Raw genomic sequence first — 16215 nt, 5'->3', positions numbered from 1 at the left:
ATAGCACCCGGAGGAGAATGATCGAGATATAAGGGTCGCCATTCATGGCGACCTTTGCGATGGCGCGTACCATTCTGGCGACCAAACACACAGATAGCATTTTTCGGCATTGCATCGAAGATATATCATAACTATTCTCTCCCCATCAGATGAGAATGACTTTCACTATCTTTTAGGGAGACACCACGTGCAAACTACCCCTTCCGAACGCGTGCCACGCCGCGTGCGCAATGAACTGCGCTTCCGCCATATCACCGTGGTCAGCAAAACGCTGATTGCCGGTGAATTCTGGCGCATTGTTTTCAACGGCAGCGATCTGGCCGGCTTCAACTCGCCATCGTTTGACGATCACATCAAAGTGTTCTTCCCGGAACATGCCGGCGCTGAGCTGGCGCTGCCGCAGATCACCGATGAAGGCATCGTTTGGCCGAATGGCGTGCGACCTGCCGCGCGTGATTACACGCCGCTGGAATTTAACGGCGTCGATTCCCTGACCATCGATTTCTACATCCACGATGGCGGCGTTGCCAGCAGCTGGGCAAACCAAGCCAAAGTGGGCGATCAAATCGCGATGGGCGGCCCGCGCGGTTCGTTGGTGATACCAACGGATTATGCCTGCCAGATTTACGTCTGCGATGAGACCGGTTTGCCTGCCTTTAAACGTCGTTACAGCGAAATGCAGGCGCAGGAAATTCACCTGCTGGCCTATGCCGATGAAGCCACCGGCCGCGATTATCTCGGTGATTTGCCAAATGTGCAGGTGAGCTGGTTGGGAAGCGGCAGCATGCAGGCCGATAACCTGGCACCGATAACGGCACAGCTGGATCAGATTGCGCTGCCCGCCACTGAATACTTCATCTGGCTGACCGGCGAGGGCGAAGCGGTGAAATTACTGAGCGATTACTTCACCCAGGGACGCGGTGCAAATACCGATTTCGTGCGCGCCGTAGCTTATTGGCATCAGAAATAACGGTAATGCTGCGCGCGCTGCCGCCTGTGTTGAATTTTGCCAGGTGGCAGACTACTATCAACCTCCCTTAATTAGCGCTCAGGAAGGCAATGAAACAGCAGCGGGATTTTCCATGGCAATCCGATCACGCACAGCGTGCCGTCTGTGCAGGCGCACGCAAGAAGCGTCGGGAGCGGATGCTGGATGCCAGTGATATCCGCCTGTTAATGCTGCACTTTCTGGCCAACAGTCCTGCGCACGGCTATGAGCTGATCAAATCGGTTGAAGAGCTCTCCAAAGGGGAATACTCCCCGAGCCCCGGCATTATTTATCCCAACCTGACGCTGCTCGAAGAGATGGATGCGATTCGCGTGGTCGATGCGCAGGCATCACGCAAAGCCTATGCACTGAATGAGAGCGGCGTGGCGCTGCTGGCAGAGAATCGTGACAATGTGGATGCGATTATCGAGCGCTTAACTTCGCTGGCGATTCTGGTGAATAACCGCAGCATTCCGCAGGTTGAGCAGGCGATTCACCTGATCAAACACACCTTGAATCATCGTCTGGCGCAGGAAGATATTTCTGCAGAGTCGCTGGAAATCGTGATTGAAGCGTTGCATCAGGCGGCCGAGAAAATCGCGAACAGTTAACGCCGAACGTAGGGTCGCCATTCATGGCGACCGTCCAGAAAACCGCACCAACCCCAAATCAACTCTTCTTTTTATCCACATGCCCCAACGCGCGATCCGGCCAGCAAACATCGCGTACGCGCTGCTTCAGCGCGGCCGCATCCGGAAATCCGCCTTCCTGCTTACGCTCCCAAATCACCTGACCATCAATGATGATCTCAAATACGCCGCCGGTTCCCGGTTGTAGCGTTACCGCACTTAAATCCTCGGCAAACGTATGCAGCAACTCCTGCGCCATCCAGGCGGAACGCAGCAGCCAGTTACATTGTGTGCAGTAATGAATGGTAATCGCTGGTTTCTGTGACATAACCTGTCTCTTTTAGATATATAAGTTAACAAAATGTGCGGTCCAAGATACATCTTAGCTTACTGCTAGTTGATAATGATTACCACTTGCATTACATTCCTGTCGACATCATTTATTACATAAAATAAGTCCATATTTTTTTACGGTCTTTTAACCCAAGCCCGTACTTTCAGGCAGCAAGCAAGTGAGCGAATACTAACAATTAACCAGGTATTTCGCGCATGTCTTCACTCTTTCAGGGAACGGCCCAGCAACGTCTTTTCAAAGTTGCCATCTTATCTTCAGCCATTCATGCCGCTTGCAGCTTTGCCGCCAGCGACAGCACCAGCAATGAACCGGTTCTCACCGTCACCGCGCCAAAACAGCAGGCCGGTAATAAAACCACCATTACGGCACAAGAGCTGCAAAAACGCGGCGCGAATGATTTCGGCTCGATTATGCGTTATGAGCCGCTGATCAGCGCCACCGGTTCAAGCGGCGGATCCTCGGCCGGCAAAAGCGGTTTCGACCGCGCGGGCTATACCGGTTACAACATTCGTGGCCTGGAGAGTAATCGCGTCGGCATGGATATCGACGGCATTCCGATTCCAGATGCCACCGGACGTCCTTACGTCAGCCGCACCGGCAACAACACCTTTGGTATTGGCCGCGATTACATCGATCCCTACATGTTCGGCAGCGTTGATATCGAGAAGGGCGCCACGGCGGTGGATCAGCCGAATACCTCGATTGGCGGTAACGTCTCGTTCCATAACAAAAGCGCCGACGATTACCTTAGCAGCGACAAAAATACTTACTTCGGTTATCAGAGCGGTTACGACTCATCGAATCGTAGCTGGCACAACGGCATCACCGCCGCCGCCGGCGATGATGAGCTGCGCGGCCTGTTTGTTTACAGCCGTCGCGACGGTCAGGAAACCGAGAACAACAGCGGCGTGATCGATGCTTATCCGGCCAACTGGCACTCTGACGCCTTTATGACGTCCGGCATCTGGCAGCCGAACGATCAGCACAAGCTGAGCGCTACTTTCGATTACTATCACAAAACCAATCACAGCCATTACGATACCTGGGACACCAGCGGCAACACGGTTTGGGGCACCGCGCAGCAGCAGAGTGATACGCGCCGCTGGGGTATCAATCTGGCGGATGAGTGGACGCCGTACAACGACTTTATCGATACGCTGACCACACGCCTTTACTGGCAGCAAACGCAGGCGCACGACAATACGTATCTGCCAACCAGCGCCAGCCAGTATGGCTTTGTCTATTCCGATTTCAACGTCGATACCTACGGCTTCGACACGCGCGGCACCAAAACGCTGGGCCGTCACGAGCTGAGTGCCGGTGTCAACGCGCGCCTGGATAACAGCGAGCGTCCATTCCGTCAGGAACCAACGCCGAGCACCTTCAGCGCCATCACGCAGCCACAATCTGACAGCCGCACCTTCGCGGTGGCGGGTTACCTGCAAGATAAGATCAATTTCGATGTTGATAGCCACAACTTCACGGTTATTCCCGGCGTACGCATGATGTATCAAAGCACCAAACCCAAGGATCTGGGCGATCTGACTAACGGCAGCACAGTGCTAACCGAAGAGCAGGTTGATGCGCTGTACGGCAAAACCAACTCCGATACCCAGGTGCTGCCATCGCTGACCTTCCAGTACGACTTAACGCCAGCGCTGACCACCTATCTGCAATATAAACGCGGCGTGCAGTTCCCTACCACCAGCCAGTTGTATGGTTCATGGAATCTTGGCTCCAGCTATGCGGGGAGCGCGCAGTATGCGTTGATTGGTAACACCGATCTGAAAACCGAAACCAGCAACAACTTCGAGTGGGGCCTGAAAGGCCAGGCGACTGAAGGCGTAACGGTCAACACCTCGGTGTTCTACAACCAGTACAAAAATTTCATCGCTTACACCCGCTATCGTCGCTCGGCCAATCCGGAGATGTTCGTCAACGTCCCGAGCAACATCTACACCAGCTATCAGGCCGAAAACCGCGATAAGGCCTACATTTATGGTGCTGAGATCGCCACCAAAGTGAATTACGGCACCTGGTTCCCGCAAGTGGATGGCCTGAGCAGCACCTTTGCGCTGGGCTACAACGAAGGTAAATCCAAGTCCAGCTACGCCGGTGACAAGTACATCGATCTCGATAGCGTCGCGCCATTGAAAGCGATAGTCGGCCTGGCGTGGGATGACAAAGCGCGCGGCTACGGCGCAGCGCTGACCGCCACCTTCGTGAAAGGCAAACAGGCCACGGCGACCAACCGCGAAAGCTACACCAACACCGGCACGGCGATCACCGACTCCACCTCGGAATATATGCGCGTACCGGGTTACGGCATGGTAGATGCGACGGCTTACTGGCAGGCGACGAAAAACGTCAAGCTGAGCGGCGGCATCTACAACATTACCGATCGCAAATACTGGGATTACACCAGCAGCCGCACGCTAACCAGTAGCAATGCCCAGGAACGCAACGACATCAACCTGGCGGTAATGCCAGGCCGCACCTTCCAGTTGGGTGTGAACGTCGATTTCTAATCCCTTTTCGCCCTGCGGCAGCGCAGGGCATTTTCATGGAGCAAGGCAATGAACCCACGTTACGATCACTATCTGGCGCTGAAAGGCGAGCATCCGAAAAAGTACGCGCGCGATCTCGCAGCATTGATGGGCATTGGCGAAGCGCAGCTGTGTGAAGCGCGTGTCGGCCAGGATGCAAAGGCGCTAAAAGCCGATTTCCCAGCGCTGCTGGCGGCACTGGCGGCGATAGGTGAAACCAAAAGCATCACCCGCAATGAATATGCGGTCCATGAGCAGGTGGGCAAATATGAAAACCTGCACCTCGGCGAACACGCCGGACTGATTCTCAACCCGCGCGCGCTCGATCAGCGCCTGTTCCCGAGTCAGTGGCACAGCGCGTTCTTCCTGCGCGAGCAGAGCGCTCACGGAGAACGTCAAAGCATCCAGATTTTTGATCGCCACGCTGATGCGGTGCTGAAAATCTACACCACCGACAACACCGATTTCGCCGCGTGGGATGCACTGATTGCGGCGTTCGTGCAAGAGAACGCGGCGGCGTTAGATCCGCAACCCGCCAGCGCGCCGCAATACAGCAGTGCGATTGATGCCAGCAAAGTTGAAGCCGAATGGCGCGCCATCACCGATGTGCATCAGTTCTTTGGTCTGCTGAAGCGTCACAACATCTCGCGCCCGCAAGCGTTCCGCGCGGTGGCGGACGATCTGGCACGTCAGGTGAGCAATGACTCGCTGGCGCAGTTGCTGGATCTGGCGCAGCAGGATGGCAACGAAATCATGATTTTCATCGGCAACCGTGGCTGCACGCAGATCTTCACCGGCGCGGTAGAGAAGCTGATGCCGATGGATAACTGGATCAACATCTTCAATCCCACCTTCACGCTGCATTTGATGGCGGATCACATCAGCGAAAGTTGGGTGACGCGCAAACCGAGCGGCGACGGCTTCGTCACCAGCCTGGAACTGTTTGCTGCCGACGGCACGCAGATCGCGCAGCTGTACGGCCAGCGCAGCGAAGGCACGCCAGAGCAGGCGCGCTGGCGCGAGCAGGTGATGTCGCTGGAGGCGCTAGCATGAAAAAACTTCTGTTGCTGCTGACGGCGCTGGCGCTGCCGGCTGTAGCGGCCGAGCGGGTAATCTCGATTGGCGGTGACGTCACGCAAATCATCTACGCCCTGGATGCGCAACAGGATCTGGTGGCGCGCGACAGCACCAGCCAGCATCCGGCGCAGGCCAACAAGCTGCCGGATGTCGGTTATATGCGTCAGCTGAATGCCGAAGGGATTCTGGCGCTGAAACCGACGCTGGTGCTGAGCAGCGAGCTGGCAAAACCGTCGCTGGTGTTGCAGCAGGTGGAGCAGGCGGGTGTGAAGGTGGTGGATGTCACCGGCAAAAACAGCCTCGACGCCATCCCGGAAAAAATCGCCACCATCGGCAAGGCGCTGCATCGTGAAGATGAAGCCAACGCGTTGATCGAAAAGGTCAACAAACAGCGCGCGCAGATCCCGCAACAACCGTTGCCCGTTAAAGTGCTGTTTATCATGGCGCACGGCGGCATGCGTACTCAGGCGGCGGGTGCGCAAACCGGCGCGGACGGCGCAATTCGCAGCGCCGGTCTGATTAACGCGATGGCGGCGGTGCCGCACTATCAGCAGCTTTCGCAGGAAGGCGTGGTCGCCGCCGCACCGGATTTGATCGTGGTAGGTGAGGATGGCCTGCGTACGCTGGGCGGCGAAGAGAAAGTGTGGGCGCTACCCGGTTTGGCATTGACGCCAGCCGGTCAGCATCGCGCTTTACTGGTGGTGGATGAGATGGCGCTGCTGAGCTTTGGTCTTGATACGCCGGGCGCGATTGTGAAGTTGCGTCGTGCCGCTGAAGCAGCTTGCCCGTCATACTTCAAGCCGCAGGCGCGTTAGCTGCGTGTTCTCACCCCAGTCACTTACTTGTGTAAGCTCCTGGGGATTCGAACACTTGCTGCCTTCCTGCACCTTGAATTATTTAGGGGAAAAATATGGCGAATACATCCGTGATGCGCTGGCTCGGTTTGATGACCATCTGCATGCTGATAGTGATGCTGCTGGCCGCCAACTTCGGCGCGATGCCGCTTTCAATGCGCACCTTGCTGCGTGCGCCGCTCAGCGATATGGCGTGGCAAATATGGATCAACATCCGCCTGCCGCGCGTGCTGCTGGCGGTGCTGCTCGGCATGGCGTTGGCGGTTTCCGGCGCGGTGATGCAGGGATTGTTTCGCAATCCGCTGGCCGATCCCGGTTTGCTCGGCATCAGCAGCGGAGCGGGGTTGGCGGTGGCGATATCGATCGTTATCCCACTCGGCTTGCCGCCGCTGCTGGCGCTGTGGCTGCCAACTCTCGCTGCCTTTATGGGCAGTTTGGTGGTGACGCTGCTGATCTTCAGTTTTAGCCGTCTGGCGTTGGGAAATTTATCGCGCTTGCTGCTGGTCGGCATTGCCATCAACGCCTTGTGTGGCGCAGCGGTCGGGGTGCTGTCGTGGCTGAGTAACGATCAGCAGCTGCGTCAGCTGGCGCTGTGGGGCATGGGCAGTTTGAGCGCGGCGCAGTGGCCGAGTTTGCTGGTGTGCGCGGTGCTGATTCTGCCGGCGCTGATAGCGATTCAGCTGCGCGCGCGTCGTCTCAATTTGCTGCAACTCGGCGAAGAAGACGCGCATTACATGGGCATCGACGTTAAGCGCACGCAGCGTCAGCTGCTGGTGCTGAGCGCGTTGCTGGTGGGCACCGCCGTGGCGGTGAGCGGCATTATCGGCTTTGTCGGTTTAGTGGTGCCGCACCTGATGCGCTTCTGTCTCGGCAGCGATCATCGCTGGATGCTGCCGGGATCGGCGCTGGCGGGCGCGATTTTGCTGCTGCTGGCCGATACGCTGGCGCGCACCGTGGTGGTGCCAGCGGAAATGCCGGTTGGCCTGTTAACCAGTCTGCTGGGCGGTCCGTGGTTTCTCTGGCTGATTCTGCGTGAGCCCAAGGGGGATGAATGAGTGACTGCATGCAGGCGCACGGCCTGCGTTTTAGCCACGGCACACGCGCCTTGATCGACGACGTTTCCCTGACTTTGCAGCCTGGCGAAATGATCGCCCTGATCGGCCCCAACGGCGCGGGGAAATCCACGCTGCTGCGCTTGCTGACCGGCTTTCTCACGCCGCAAGCGGGCGAGTGCTGGCTCGGCGATCGTCCGCTAAACAGTTGGCCGCGCGAACCGCTGGCGCAGCGCCGCGCGGTGATGCGTCAGCAAAATAGCGTGAGTTTTCCGCTGCCCGCCGCCGATGTGGTGGCGATGGGCCGCGCGCCCTGGCCGGGCAGTAAATCTAAAGCGGTAATAGAAGAAGTGATGCAAATTACCGGCAGCCTTGAGCTGGCAACGCGTGATTATCGATCGCTTTCCGGTGGTGAACAGCAGCGCGTGCAGCTGGCGCGCGTGCTGGCGCAGTTGTGGCATGACGATGGCCCGCGCGGCTGGCTTTTTCTCGATGAACCCACTTCCGCGCTGGATCTGTTCTGGCAGCAGCACAGTTTGCGTTTGCTGCATCGCCTGACGCGCAACGGGCGCTTCAGCGTCTGTACCGTGCTGCACGATCTGAATCTCGCGTCGCTGTGGTCGGATCGCGTGCTGTTGCTGCATCAGGGCAAGCTGGTGGCAGAAGGCGCGCCGCATGAAGTGATGACCGAAAGCACGCTGACGCGCTGGTATCAGGCGGAACTGGATGTGGTGATGCAGGATGAGAAGGGCAGGCCGCAGATTCAGCTGCGCGCATGATGTTTCGTAGGGTGGGCATTCATACCCACCTGGCCGTGATTGATGTGTATAAGGTCGCCATGAATGGCGACCTTACGAAAACATCAGCGGCAATCGACGATCAATCTGCCGCGTACTTTACCGGCCAGCAGCTGCTCGGCACCTTCACGCGCTTCGCTCAGCGGAATCACTTTGGTTAACTGCTGCAACAGGTCGCCATCCACCAGTTCCGCCAGGCGCTGCCACGCCTGCTGACGCAGCGGTTTGGCGCACATCACGCTATCCACGCCCGCCAGCACCACGCCGCGCAGAATGAACGGCGCGACGCTGGTCGGCAGATCCAAACCTTGCGCCATGCCGCATGCCGCCACCACGCCATCGCGCTTGATGCCCGCTAACACATTGGCCAGCGTGTGGCTGCCAACGCTATCAATCGCCGCCGCCCAGCGTTCTTTCGCCAGCGGTTTGCCCGGCTCGCTCAGCTCTGCGCGATCGATGATCGATGTAGCGCCAAGCGTGTTGATCAGGTAATCGCTATCGCTGGCGCGACCGCTGGACGCAATAACCTCATAGCCGAGACGCGCCAGTAAGCTGACGCTGAAACTGCCCACGCCGCCGCTCGCGCCGGTCACCAAAACCGGGCCGTGCTGTGGCGTGATGCCCTGTTTTTCCAGCGCCAGCACGCACAGCATGGCGGTGAAGCCAGCGGTGCCAATCGCCATGGTTTGTAGCGGGCTAAGTGCGGCAGGCACTTTCACCAGCCAGTCGCCCGAGACGCTGGCTTTCTGCGCCAATCCGCCCCAGTGTTTTTCGCCTACGCCCCAGCCGGTGAGCAGCGCCACATCGTCTTGCTGCCATTCGGCATGGCGGCTGCTGATCACCCGGCCAACAAAATCGATGCCCGGCACCATCGGGAATTGCCGCACAATCGGGCCTTTGTTGCAGATGGCGAGCGCGTCTTTGTAGTTGAGCGTGGAGTAGCTTACTTCGAGGGTGACATCCTGATCGGGCAGTTGTTTTTCTGACAGATCTTTCAGGGATGTGCGGTATCCCTGTTCATCATTTTCAATGACCAATGCCTTGAACATACAGCCTCCGGCTGGTTGAGGAAAGTGGGGTAATAGTACTCCTTTTTTGCCCTCACCCTAACCCTCTCCCACGAGTGGGAGAGGGAATGTTAAGAACGGCTCAATCGGCTCCCTCGCCCGCTTGCGGGAGAGGGCTGGGGTGAGGGGCCGCGCAGCGGTTGTTCCCGCAAAAAAAAGATGACATGATTGCGCCCCAGTTAGTGATCAACTCCCAGATTTACTTCGCCGAGGAAACCTCCTCATTGCTGTGCCATCGGCACCCACTCATCCTCTCTCAGGGATTTGTGTTATGAACCCATTGAAAATTGCTGCCAGCGTTGCTGTAGCGCCAACCCTTAGTCTGAACACTGCGCGCGACGTGGTGACGCTGGACAATACCGACTTTACCGATGTCGCGGCGGTCGTGATCACCTTGTCGGACACGCGCAGTGGCGTGCTGACGCTGTTGCGCAAAATCGGCTTTAACCTGCCGGTGTTTGTCGCCAATGCATTCGATGAAGAAGTGCTGAAGCTGCCCGGCGTCACCGGTGAAATCAACGGCGCGCCAGAAGAGTGGGACGCGCTGGAGGATGCCGCGCAGGCCTATGAAGCCGAGTTGTTGCCGCCATTTTTCGACACGCTCACGCGCTACGTCGATATGCAGAACAGCACGTTTGCCTGTCCGGGACATCAGGGCGGCGCTTTCTTCCGCAAGCATCCGGCGGGACGTCAGTTCTATGAGTTCTACGGCGAGAACGTGTTCCGTTCTGATATGTGCAACGCCGACGTTAAGCTCGGCGATCTGCTGATTCACGAAGGCTCAGCCAAAGACGCGCAGAAGTTCGCGGCGAAAGTGTTTAACGCCGATAAAACCTACTTCGTGCTTAACGGCACCTCCAGCGCCAACAAAGTGGTGACCAACGCGCTGCTAACGCGCGGCGATCTGGTGCTGTTTGACCGTAACAACCACAAGTCCAACCATCATGGCGCGCTGATTCAGGCGGGCGCGACGCCGGTCTATCTGGAAGCGGCGCGCAATCCGTTTGGCTTTATCGGCGGCATTGATGCGCACTGTTTTGACGATGCTTATCTGCGTGAAGAAATCGCCAAAGTGGCACCCGATCGTGCCAACGATCAGCGACCTTTCCGCCTGGCGATTATTCAGCTCGGCACCTACGACGGCACGGTGTACAACGCGCGTCAGGTGGTCGATCGCATCGGTCATCTGTGCGATTACATCCTGTTCGATTCGGCGTGGGTTGGCTACGAGCAATTTATCCCGCTGATGGCCGGCTGTTCGCCGCTAACGCTGGAGTTGAACGAGAACGATCCGGGCATCTTTGTGACGCAATCGGTGCACAAGCAGCTGGCCGGTTTCTCGCAGACGTCGCAAATCCACAAGAAAGACAATCACATCCGTGGGCAGAAGCGTTTCTGTCCGCACAAGCGCCTCAACAATGCGTTTATGCTGCACGCCTCAACCAGCCCGTTCTATCCGCTGTTTGCTGCGCTGGATATCAACGCCCGCATGCACAAAGGCGAAGCGGGACGCAGCATGTGGCACGAGTGCGTCACTATCGGCATTGATGCGCGCAAGGCGATTCTGGAACGTTGTGAGATGATCCAGCCGTTCCTGCCGGAGAAGGTACACGGCAAACTGTGGCAAGCGGCGGAAACGGAAGCTATCGCCGCCGATCCCGCTTACTTCAGCCTGGAACCGGGCGCGAAGTGGCACGGCTTTGAAGGTTACGCGCAACAACAGTATCTGGTTGATCCGTGCAAGCTGCTGCTTACCACGCCGGGCATCGATGCCGCCAGCGGTGAGTACACCAGCTTCGGGATTCCCGCGACTATTCTGGCCAACTATCTGCGCGAGAACGGCATCGTGCCGGAGAAGTGCGACCTCAACTCGATTCTGTTCCTGCTGACGCCAGCGGAAACGCCGGAGAAGATGGCGCATTTGGTGGCGATGCTGGTGCAGTTTGAGCAGCACGTACGCGAGGACGCGCTGCTGGCGGAAGTGCTGCCGAGCGTGTATCGCAAGAACATCGAGCGCTACAAAGGTTACACGCTGCGCCGCTTGTGTCAGGAGATGCACGATCTCTACGTCAGTTTCGACGTTAAGGATCTGCAGAAAGCGATGTTCCGTTCAGCCTGCTTCCCTCCGGTGAAAGTGAATCCGCAGGATGCGCATCAGGCCTACATTCGTGGCGAAGTGGAGCTGGTGCCGATTGCCAAAGCCGAAGGGCGCATTGCGGCCGAAGGTGCGTTACCGTATCCGCCGGGCGTGTTGTGCGTAGTACCTGGCGAAGTGTGGGGCGGCGCGGTGCAGCGCTATTTCCTTGCGCTGGAAGAGGGCATCAACCTGCTGCCGGGCTTCTCGCCGGAGCTGCAAGGGGTTTACACCGAAGAAGATGAGAGCGGGCGTTTGTGTTTAGTGGCGAATATGATGGTGTGAGATTTGATTCGTCATTAAAAAGGTCGCCATGAATGGCGACCCTACACGTAGGGTGGGCATTTATGCCCACCTTTTTAAATCAATACCTTATCCTAAAACCGGCGATAACTGCGCTGCGCCTGGCTCACTTTATACAGATAACGACGCGATTCCGCCGATGGATGGTTGGTGGTCAGCGTCTGGTAAACTTCCGCTGGCGACATGCCATTTATCGACGAGAACGCGCGATCCTTATCGCTGGAGAACACGCGCAGCACGCTGCCCGCACCGCCGTTGTAGGCCGTAATCACCGCATAACGCCGTGATGTCGGATCCTGAATCCCGCCTAAATAACTTCTCTGCAGCAGCGACAAATACGCGGTGCCCGCATCAATATTATTCTCAGGATCAAGCAGATAGCTGCGGCTCGGTTTGCCGCCTTTGCCCTTCATGCGGAACACATCAACACCGGCGGTATGCTGCACCACCTGCATTAACCCCAGCGCATCAGCGTGGCTCACCGCATACGGGTTGAAGCTCGATTCAATCTGCATAATCGCCAGAATCAGTGACGCATCCACGCCATATTGTTCAGCGGCTTTACGCACCATTGGCAGATATTTGTGAGCACGTTTGTCGAGGTGATTTGGCACCATCGGAATGGTAACCGACCAGATGACGTGCAATCCGGAGGTGCGTTTCTGCAGTTTGTTTTGAATCAGATAATCAGCAAAGCTGCCGGCGCGGCCCTGCCAGCGGATCGGCTGGCCGGTATTATCCAGCACCTGGCCGTACAGCAGCGGCTCTTTACTGATTTGAATATCATTGGCATCGGAGTAGAGATCGACATTGCCCGGATCTTCGCCAATCAACAGCGTGGTGATGATCGCCTGACGCAGGCTGGCCATCGGATCGGTGCCGGAAATGGTCTCAATGGTGATGCTACCGCTGTCAAAGTTGATGTGACTGCGGGTGTAATAACCGTCGCTATATTTGACGTAATCTTTCGGTCCGGCGATCAGAACTTCATTGATTCCCCAAATGTTTTCAATATTGTGGGCAAACTGGCCCATCAAAATATCGAAACCGTTGGTGTCCTTGACCCACTCTTCATGGTACTGCGATTTTTTTTGTCCGGAGCAGGAGACCAAAAGTGTTGCAATCACCAAGAGCGCTATCAGTTTTTTATTCATTGTTAATGCGTGCCTGAATCGAAAAAGAGGGCCTCAAAGGGAAGCCCTGAACGGTTATTTTTCTGGCGGGGTGTAACCTTCAATGTGCACATCTTTGCCTTCGAACAGGAAATTGATCATCTCCTTCTCCAGCACTTTGCGATCTTCCGGGTTCATCATGCTCAATTTCTTCTCATTGATCAGCATGGTTTGCTTGGACATCCACTGCTGCCAGGCTTCTTTGGAGATCTCATTAAAGATGCGCTTACCCAGCTCGCCAGGATAGAGCTGAAAGTCCTGACCTTCAGCGTCGCGTTGCAGATAAGTACAAAAAATGGTGCGGCTCATTACTCTTCCTCTTCGGTCGCGTCTGCTCGACGCGTAAGCTGCTGGGGATGGCGCAATTCATGCAGCAAGCGCTCAACCGGCGCCGCCAAACCCACTGACGGTGGTTGCGCTAAGTTATACCAGAGACCGCCCGCTTCATCCATCAGCGACCCAGCGGAAGGCCATGCGAGCCACATAGGCACAATGTCTAAGTGGAAATGGCTGAAGGTGTGGCGGAATGCGGTGAGCTGCTGCGGTTTGGCATGAATGCCGCGCTCGGTTAGCCAGTCAGTTAGCGCTTGCTCACTTGTAAACTGCGGAAAGCAGAACAATCCGCCCCACAGGCCAACCGGCGGACGCTGCTCTAACCACACATCATCACCATCCTGCATCATCAACATCCAGCCACTGCGTTCTGGCAAAGTCTGCTTAGGTTTCTTGCCGGGATATTCAGCCCAGCTGCTGTTGGCATAAGCAACGCATCCGCTATTGAGCGGGCAGATTTCGCATTTAGGGCGTGAGCGAGTACATACTAACGCGCCAAGGTCCATCATCGCCTGATTGAACTGGCTGACGCCTACCGCTGGCGTGACCTCTTCGCTGATCTGCCACAGCCGTTTTTCAACGTCCTTTTTACCCGGCCAGCCGCCCACCGCGTAGCAGCGCGCCAGCACGCGTTTTACGTTGCCATCCAGAATCGGGAAGTGCAGACCAAGCGACAGCGACAACACCGCGCCCGCAGTCGAACGACCAATGCCCGGCAGCGCCGCAACATCGTCAAAGTTACGCGGGAACTCGCCGCCGTGCATCTCCACCACCTGTTTCGCGGCTTTGTGCAGATTACGCGCACGCGCGTAATAGCCGAGACCGGTCCACAGATGCAGCACTTCATCCAGCGGCGCAGCCGCCAGATCGGCCACCGTTGGGAAGCGCGCCATAAAGCGTTCAAAATAGGGAATGACGGTAGCAACCTGGGTTTGCTGCAGCATCACTTCAGAGAGCCATACCTTGTACGGCGTTTTCTCCTGCTGCCACGGCAGGGTTTTGCGACCAAAGCGCTGATACCAATCCAGCACTTGTTGCGCGAACGTCGGCGCTTGCATCATAAGAAGGAAATTTTCCGTGTTTACTCTACAATCAGGCAGGAATTCCAGCACAGAGACCTCAGGGTGTAAACCGGAAGATTGCAAAGGCTTGCTTCTGCTTATGAACTTTGCATAATGCCCGTTTCCCAGAACAGGCTAACCAGCAGGCTTCAACATGATTAATGACGTCATCACCCCAGAATTTGATGAGAACGGGCGGCCATTACGCCGTATCCGCAGTTTTGTGCGCCGCCAGGGGCGCTTAACGAAAGGACAGCAGCTCGCGCTCGACAATTTATGGCCGGAGATGGGCGTGGAGTTCCAGCAGGAGCCGCTGGATCTGGTGACGCTGTTTGGCCGAGACGCGCCGGTGGTGCTGGAGATCGGTTTCGGCATGGGCGCCTCGCTGGTGACCATGGCGCAGAATAATCCGCATCAGAACTTCCTCGGCCTGGAAGTGCATGCGCCGGGCGTGGGTGCTTGCCTGGCATCGGCGAAGGAAGCGGGCGTGGAAAACCTGCGCGTGATGTGTCACGACGCGGTGGAAGTGCTGCAGAAGATGATTCCGGATAACTCGCTGCGCATGGTGCAGCTGTTCTTCCCGGATCCGTGGCACAAAGCGCGACATAACAAGCGTCGCATCGTACAGGTGCCGTTTGCTGAGCTGGTGATGCGCAAATTGAAGCTGGGCGGCGTGTTCCATATGGCGACCGATTGGGAAGCCTACGCCGAACACATGTTAGAAGTGATGAGCAGCATCGACGGATATAAAAATCAGTCGGAAAGTAACAATTACGTGCCGCGTCCAGAAACGCGTCCGTTAACCAAGTTTGAGCAGCGCGGGCAGCGACTGGGCCATGGCGTGTGGGATCTGATGTTTGAGAGGGTGAAATAATGGCCGTACAACGTAGCCGTCGTTTGCGTAAAAAACTGCATATTGATGAGTTTCAGGAATTAGGTTTCTCCGTCGCCTGGCGTTTCGCCGAAGGCACCACTGAGGAGCAAATCGACGCCACTGTTGATCAGTTCATTAATGAAGTGATCGCGCCGAATGGTCTGGCGTATGACGGCAGCGGTTATCTGGTGTGGGAAGGTTTGGTGTGCTTGCAGGAAACCGGCAAATGCACCGATGAGCATCGCGAGCTGGTGCGTAAGTGGCTGGAAGCCCACAACCTGACCGATGTGCAGGTGACTGAACTCTTCGACGTTTGGTGGGACTAAGTTTTAGTGGTTGATGCGGGAAGGTGGCCATAAATGGCCACCCTACAACGGATTTCGTAGGGTCGCCATTCATGGCGACCTTTTTATTGCTCAGGAGATTTCATGGTTCGTAAGGCTCTTATCGCCGCGCTGCTGCTGGCGGCAACTCAGGCTCAGGCTGCATACGAGTGCAGCGTCAAGCCACAGGATGATGTGATCATTAAACCGCAGAGCGTGCAGGTGGTGGGAACCAACGGCAACCTCGAAATCACTCCGCAGGGCGATGTGCAGTTTAATGGTCAGAAGATCAACGTGGATAACGCCGCGCGCCAGAAAGCCATCGATTATCAAACCGCGCTGCGTCGCGATTTGCCGTGGATCGATAGCGGCGCGACCTCGCGTCTGGAGCGCAGCCGCGTGGCGCTGGATAAAGTGATTGTCGAGAAGCTCGGCGAAAACAGCAACGTGCGTAATCGCCTCACCAAGCTGGATGGTCAGCTTAAGCAGCAAATGAACCGCATTATCGAGCATCGTCCCGATGGCTTGACCTTCCATCATCAGGCCATCGATCAGGTGCGCGCGGAAGGCGAGAAGCTGGTGCAGAGCACGCTCGGCGGCATCATGCAGGATAGCCTCAACGAAATGGGCAGCAGCCAGGCAGCAAACGG

At 56.9% G+C, this 16215-nt stretch carries 16 protein-coding genes; 11 read left to right on the top strand and 5 right to left on the bottom strand.

The window, feature by feature from the left end; genetic code table 11:
- Positions 1 to 187 precede the first annotated feature (187 nt).
- Complete coding sequence (locus RTM06_RS10470; RefSeq protein WP_312181970.1) at positions 188 to 970, top strand: siderophore-interacting protein; 783 nt, start codon at positions 188 to 190, stop codon at positions 968 to 970.
- 89 nt (positions 971 to 1059) lie between these two features.
- Complete coding sequence (locus tag RTM06_RS10465; protein WP_312181968.1) at positions 1060 to 1599, top strand: PadR family transcriptional regulator; 540 nt, start codon at positions 1060 to 1062, stop codon at positions 1597 to 1599.
- A 58-nt stretch (positions 1600 to 1657) separates the two neighbouring features.
- On the opposite strand, the gene RTM06_RS10460 is transcribed toward RTM06_RS10465, so the two are convergent.
- Positions 1658 to 1945: a SelT/SelW/SelH family protein gene (locus RTM06_RS10460; protein ID WP_312181966.1), complete on the bottom strand. Its 288-nt coding sequence runs from the start codon at positions 1943 to 1945 to the stop codon at positions 1658 to 1660.
- Between the two features lie 221 nt (positions 1946 to 2166).
- On the opposite strand from RTM06_RS10460, the gene RTM06_RS10455 reads away from it, so the two are divergent.
- The 5 genes from RTM06_RS10455 (at position 2167) to RTM06_RS10435 (ending at position 8280) form a co-directional block, all read left to right on the top strand.
- The gene (locus tag RTM06_RS10455) at positions 2167 to 4500 is read left to right on the top strand and encodes a TonB-dependent receptor domain-containing protein (protein WP_312181964.1); all 2334 of its coding nucleotides are present in this window, start codon (positions 2167 to 2169) and stop codon (positions 4498 to 4500) included.
- A 48-nt stretch (positions 4501 to 4548) separates the two neighbouring features.
- The gene (locus RTM06_RS10450; RefSeq protein WP_312181962.1) at positions 4549 to 5571 is read left to right on the top strand and encodes a ChuX/HutX family heme-like substrate-binding protein; all 1023 of its coding nucleotides are present in this window, start codon (positions 4549 to 4551) and stop codon (positions 5569 to 5571) included.
- Complete coding sequence (locus tag RTM06_RS10445) at positions 5568 to 6410, top strand: hemin ABC transporter substrate-binding protein (RefSeq protein ID WP_312181960.1); 843 nt, start codon at positions 5568 to 5570, stop codon at positions 6408 to 6410. Before RTM06_RS10450 ends, RTM06_RS10445 begins: the two co-directional genes overlap by 4 nt.
- Positions 6411 to 6505: 95 nt before the next feature.
- Entirely contained in the window at positions 6506 to 7504 is a 999-nt protein-coding gene (locus tag RTM06_RS10440) for an iron ABC transporter permease (RefSeq protein ID WP_312181958.1), read from the top strand.
- On the top strand, positions 7501 to 8280 hold the full coding sequence (locus RTM06_RS10435) for a heme ABC transporter ATP-binding protein (RefSeq protein WP_312181956.1): 780 nt from the start codon (positions 7501 to 7503) through the stop codon (positions 8278 to 8280). The genes RTM06_RS10440 and RTM06_RS10435 overlap by 4 nt, the downstream gene beginning before the upstream one ends.
- Positions 8281 to 8363: 83 nt before the next feature.
- Here the strand turns inward: RTM06_RS10435 and RTM06_RS10430 are convergent, their stop codons facing one another.
- The gene (locus RTM06_RS10430; protein WP_110868031.1) at positions 8364 to 9347 is read right to left on the bottom strand and encodes an MDR family oxidoreductase; all 984 of its coding nucleotides are present in this window, start codon (positions 9345 to 9347) and stop codon (positions 8364 to 8366) included.
- A gap of 289 nt (positions 9348 to 9636) precedes the next feature.
- On the opposite strand from RTM06_RS10430, the gene RTM06_RS10425 reads away from it, so the two are divergent.
- Positions 9637 to 11784, top strand: a complete 2148-nt coding sequence (locus tag RTM06_RS10425) for an ornithine decarboxylase (RefSeq protein ID WP_312181953.1) — start codon at positions 9637 to 9639, stop codon at positions 11782 to 11784.
- A gap of 92 nt (positions 11785 to 11876) precedes the next feature.
- On the opposite strand, the gene mltC is transcribed toward RTM06_RS10425, so the two are convergent.
- From mltC to mutY, 3 genes are read right to left on the bottom strand one after another with little or no spacing between them, the layout of a single operon-like run.
- Complete coding sequence (gene mltC, locus RTM06_RS10420; RefSeq protein ID WP_312181951.1) at positions 11877 to 12956, bottom strand: membrane-bound lytic murein transglycosylase MltC; 1080 nt, start codon at positions 12954 to 12956, stop codon at positions 11877 to 11879.
- Between the two features lie 54 nt (positions 12957 to 13010).
- The gene (locus RTM06_RS10415) at positions 13011 to 13283 is read right to left on the bottom strand and encodes an oxidative damage protection protein (protein WP_007890330.1); all 273 of its coding nucleotides are present in this window, start codon (positions 13281 to 13283) and stop codon (positions 13011 to 13013) included.
- Positions 13283 to 14368, bottom strand: a complete 1086-nt coding sequence (gene mutY, locus RTM06_RS10410) for an A/G-specific adenine glycosylase (RefSeq protein ID WP_312181949.1) — start codon at positions 14366 to 14368, stop codon at positions 13283 to 13285. The genes RTM06_RS10415 and mutY overlap by 1 nt, the downstream gene beginning before the upstream one ends.
- 154 nt (positions 14369 to 14522) lie before the next feature.
- Here mutY and trmB point away from each other — a divergent pair, with 154 nt between their 5' ends.
- The 3 genes from trmB to RTM06_RS10395 all read left to right on the top strand — a co-directional run.
- A complete protein-coding gene (trmB, locus tag RTM06_RS10405; RefSeq protein WP_008107230.1) occupies positions 14523 to 15242 on the top strand; it encodes a tRNA (guanosine(46)-N7)-methyltransferase TrmB in 720 nt (239 codons plus the stop codon).
- On the top strand, positions 15242 to 15568 hold the full coding sequence (locus RTM06_RS10400) for a YggL family protein (RefSeq protein ID WP_008107231.1): 327 nt from the start codon (positions 15242 to 15244) through the stop codon (positions 15566 to 15568). Before trmB ends, RTM06_RS10400 begins: the two co-directional genes overlap by 1 nt.
- A 102-nt stretch (positions 15569 to 15670) precedes the next feature.
- Positions 15671 to 16215: DUF2884 family protein (locus RTM06_RS10395; RefSeq protein ID WP_312181946.1), on the top strand; the 545-nt coding region annotated here is incomplete at its 3' end.

Source organism: Pantoea sp. CTOTU46764 (assembly GCF_031974595.1).
GTDB lineage: Bacteria > Pseudomonadota > Gammaproteobacteria > Enterobacterales > Enterobacteriaceae > Pantoea > Pantoea trifolii.
The sequence above is the reverse complement of the archived record's forward strand: the minus strand, read 5'-3'. Positions and strand labels throughout refer to the sequence as shown.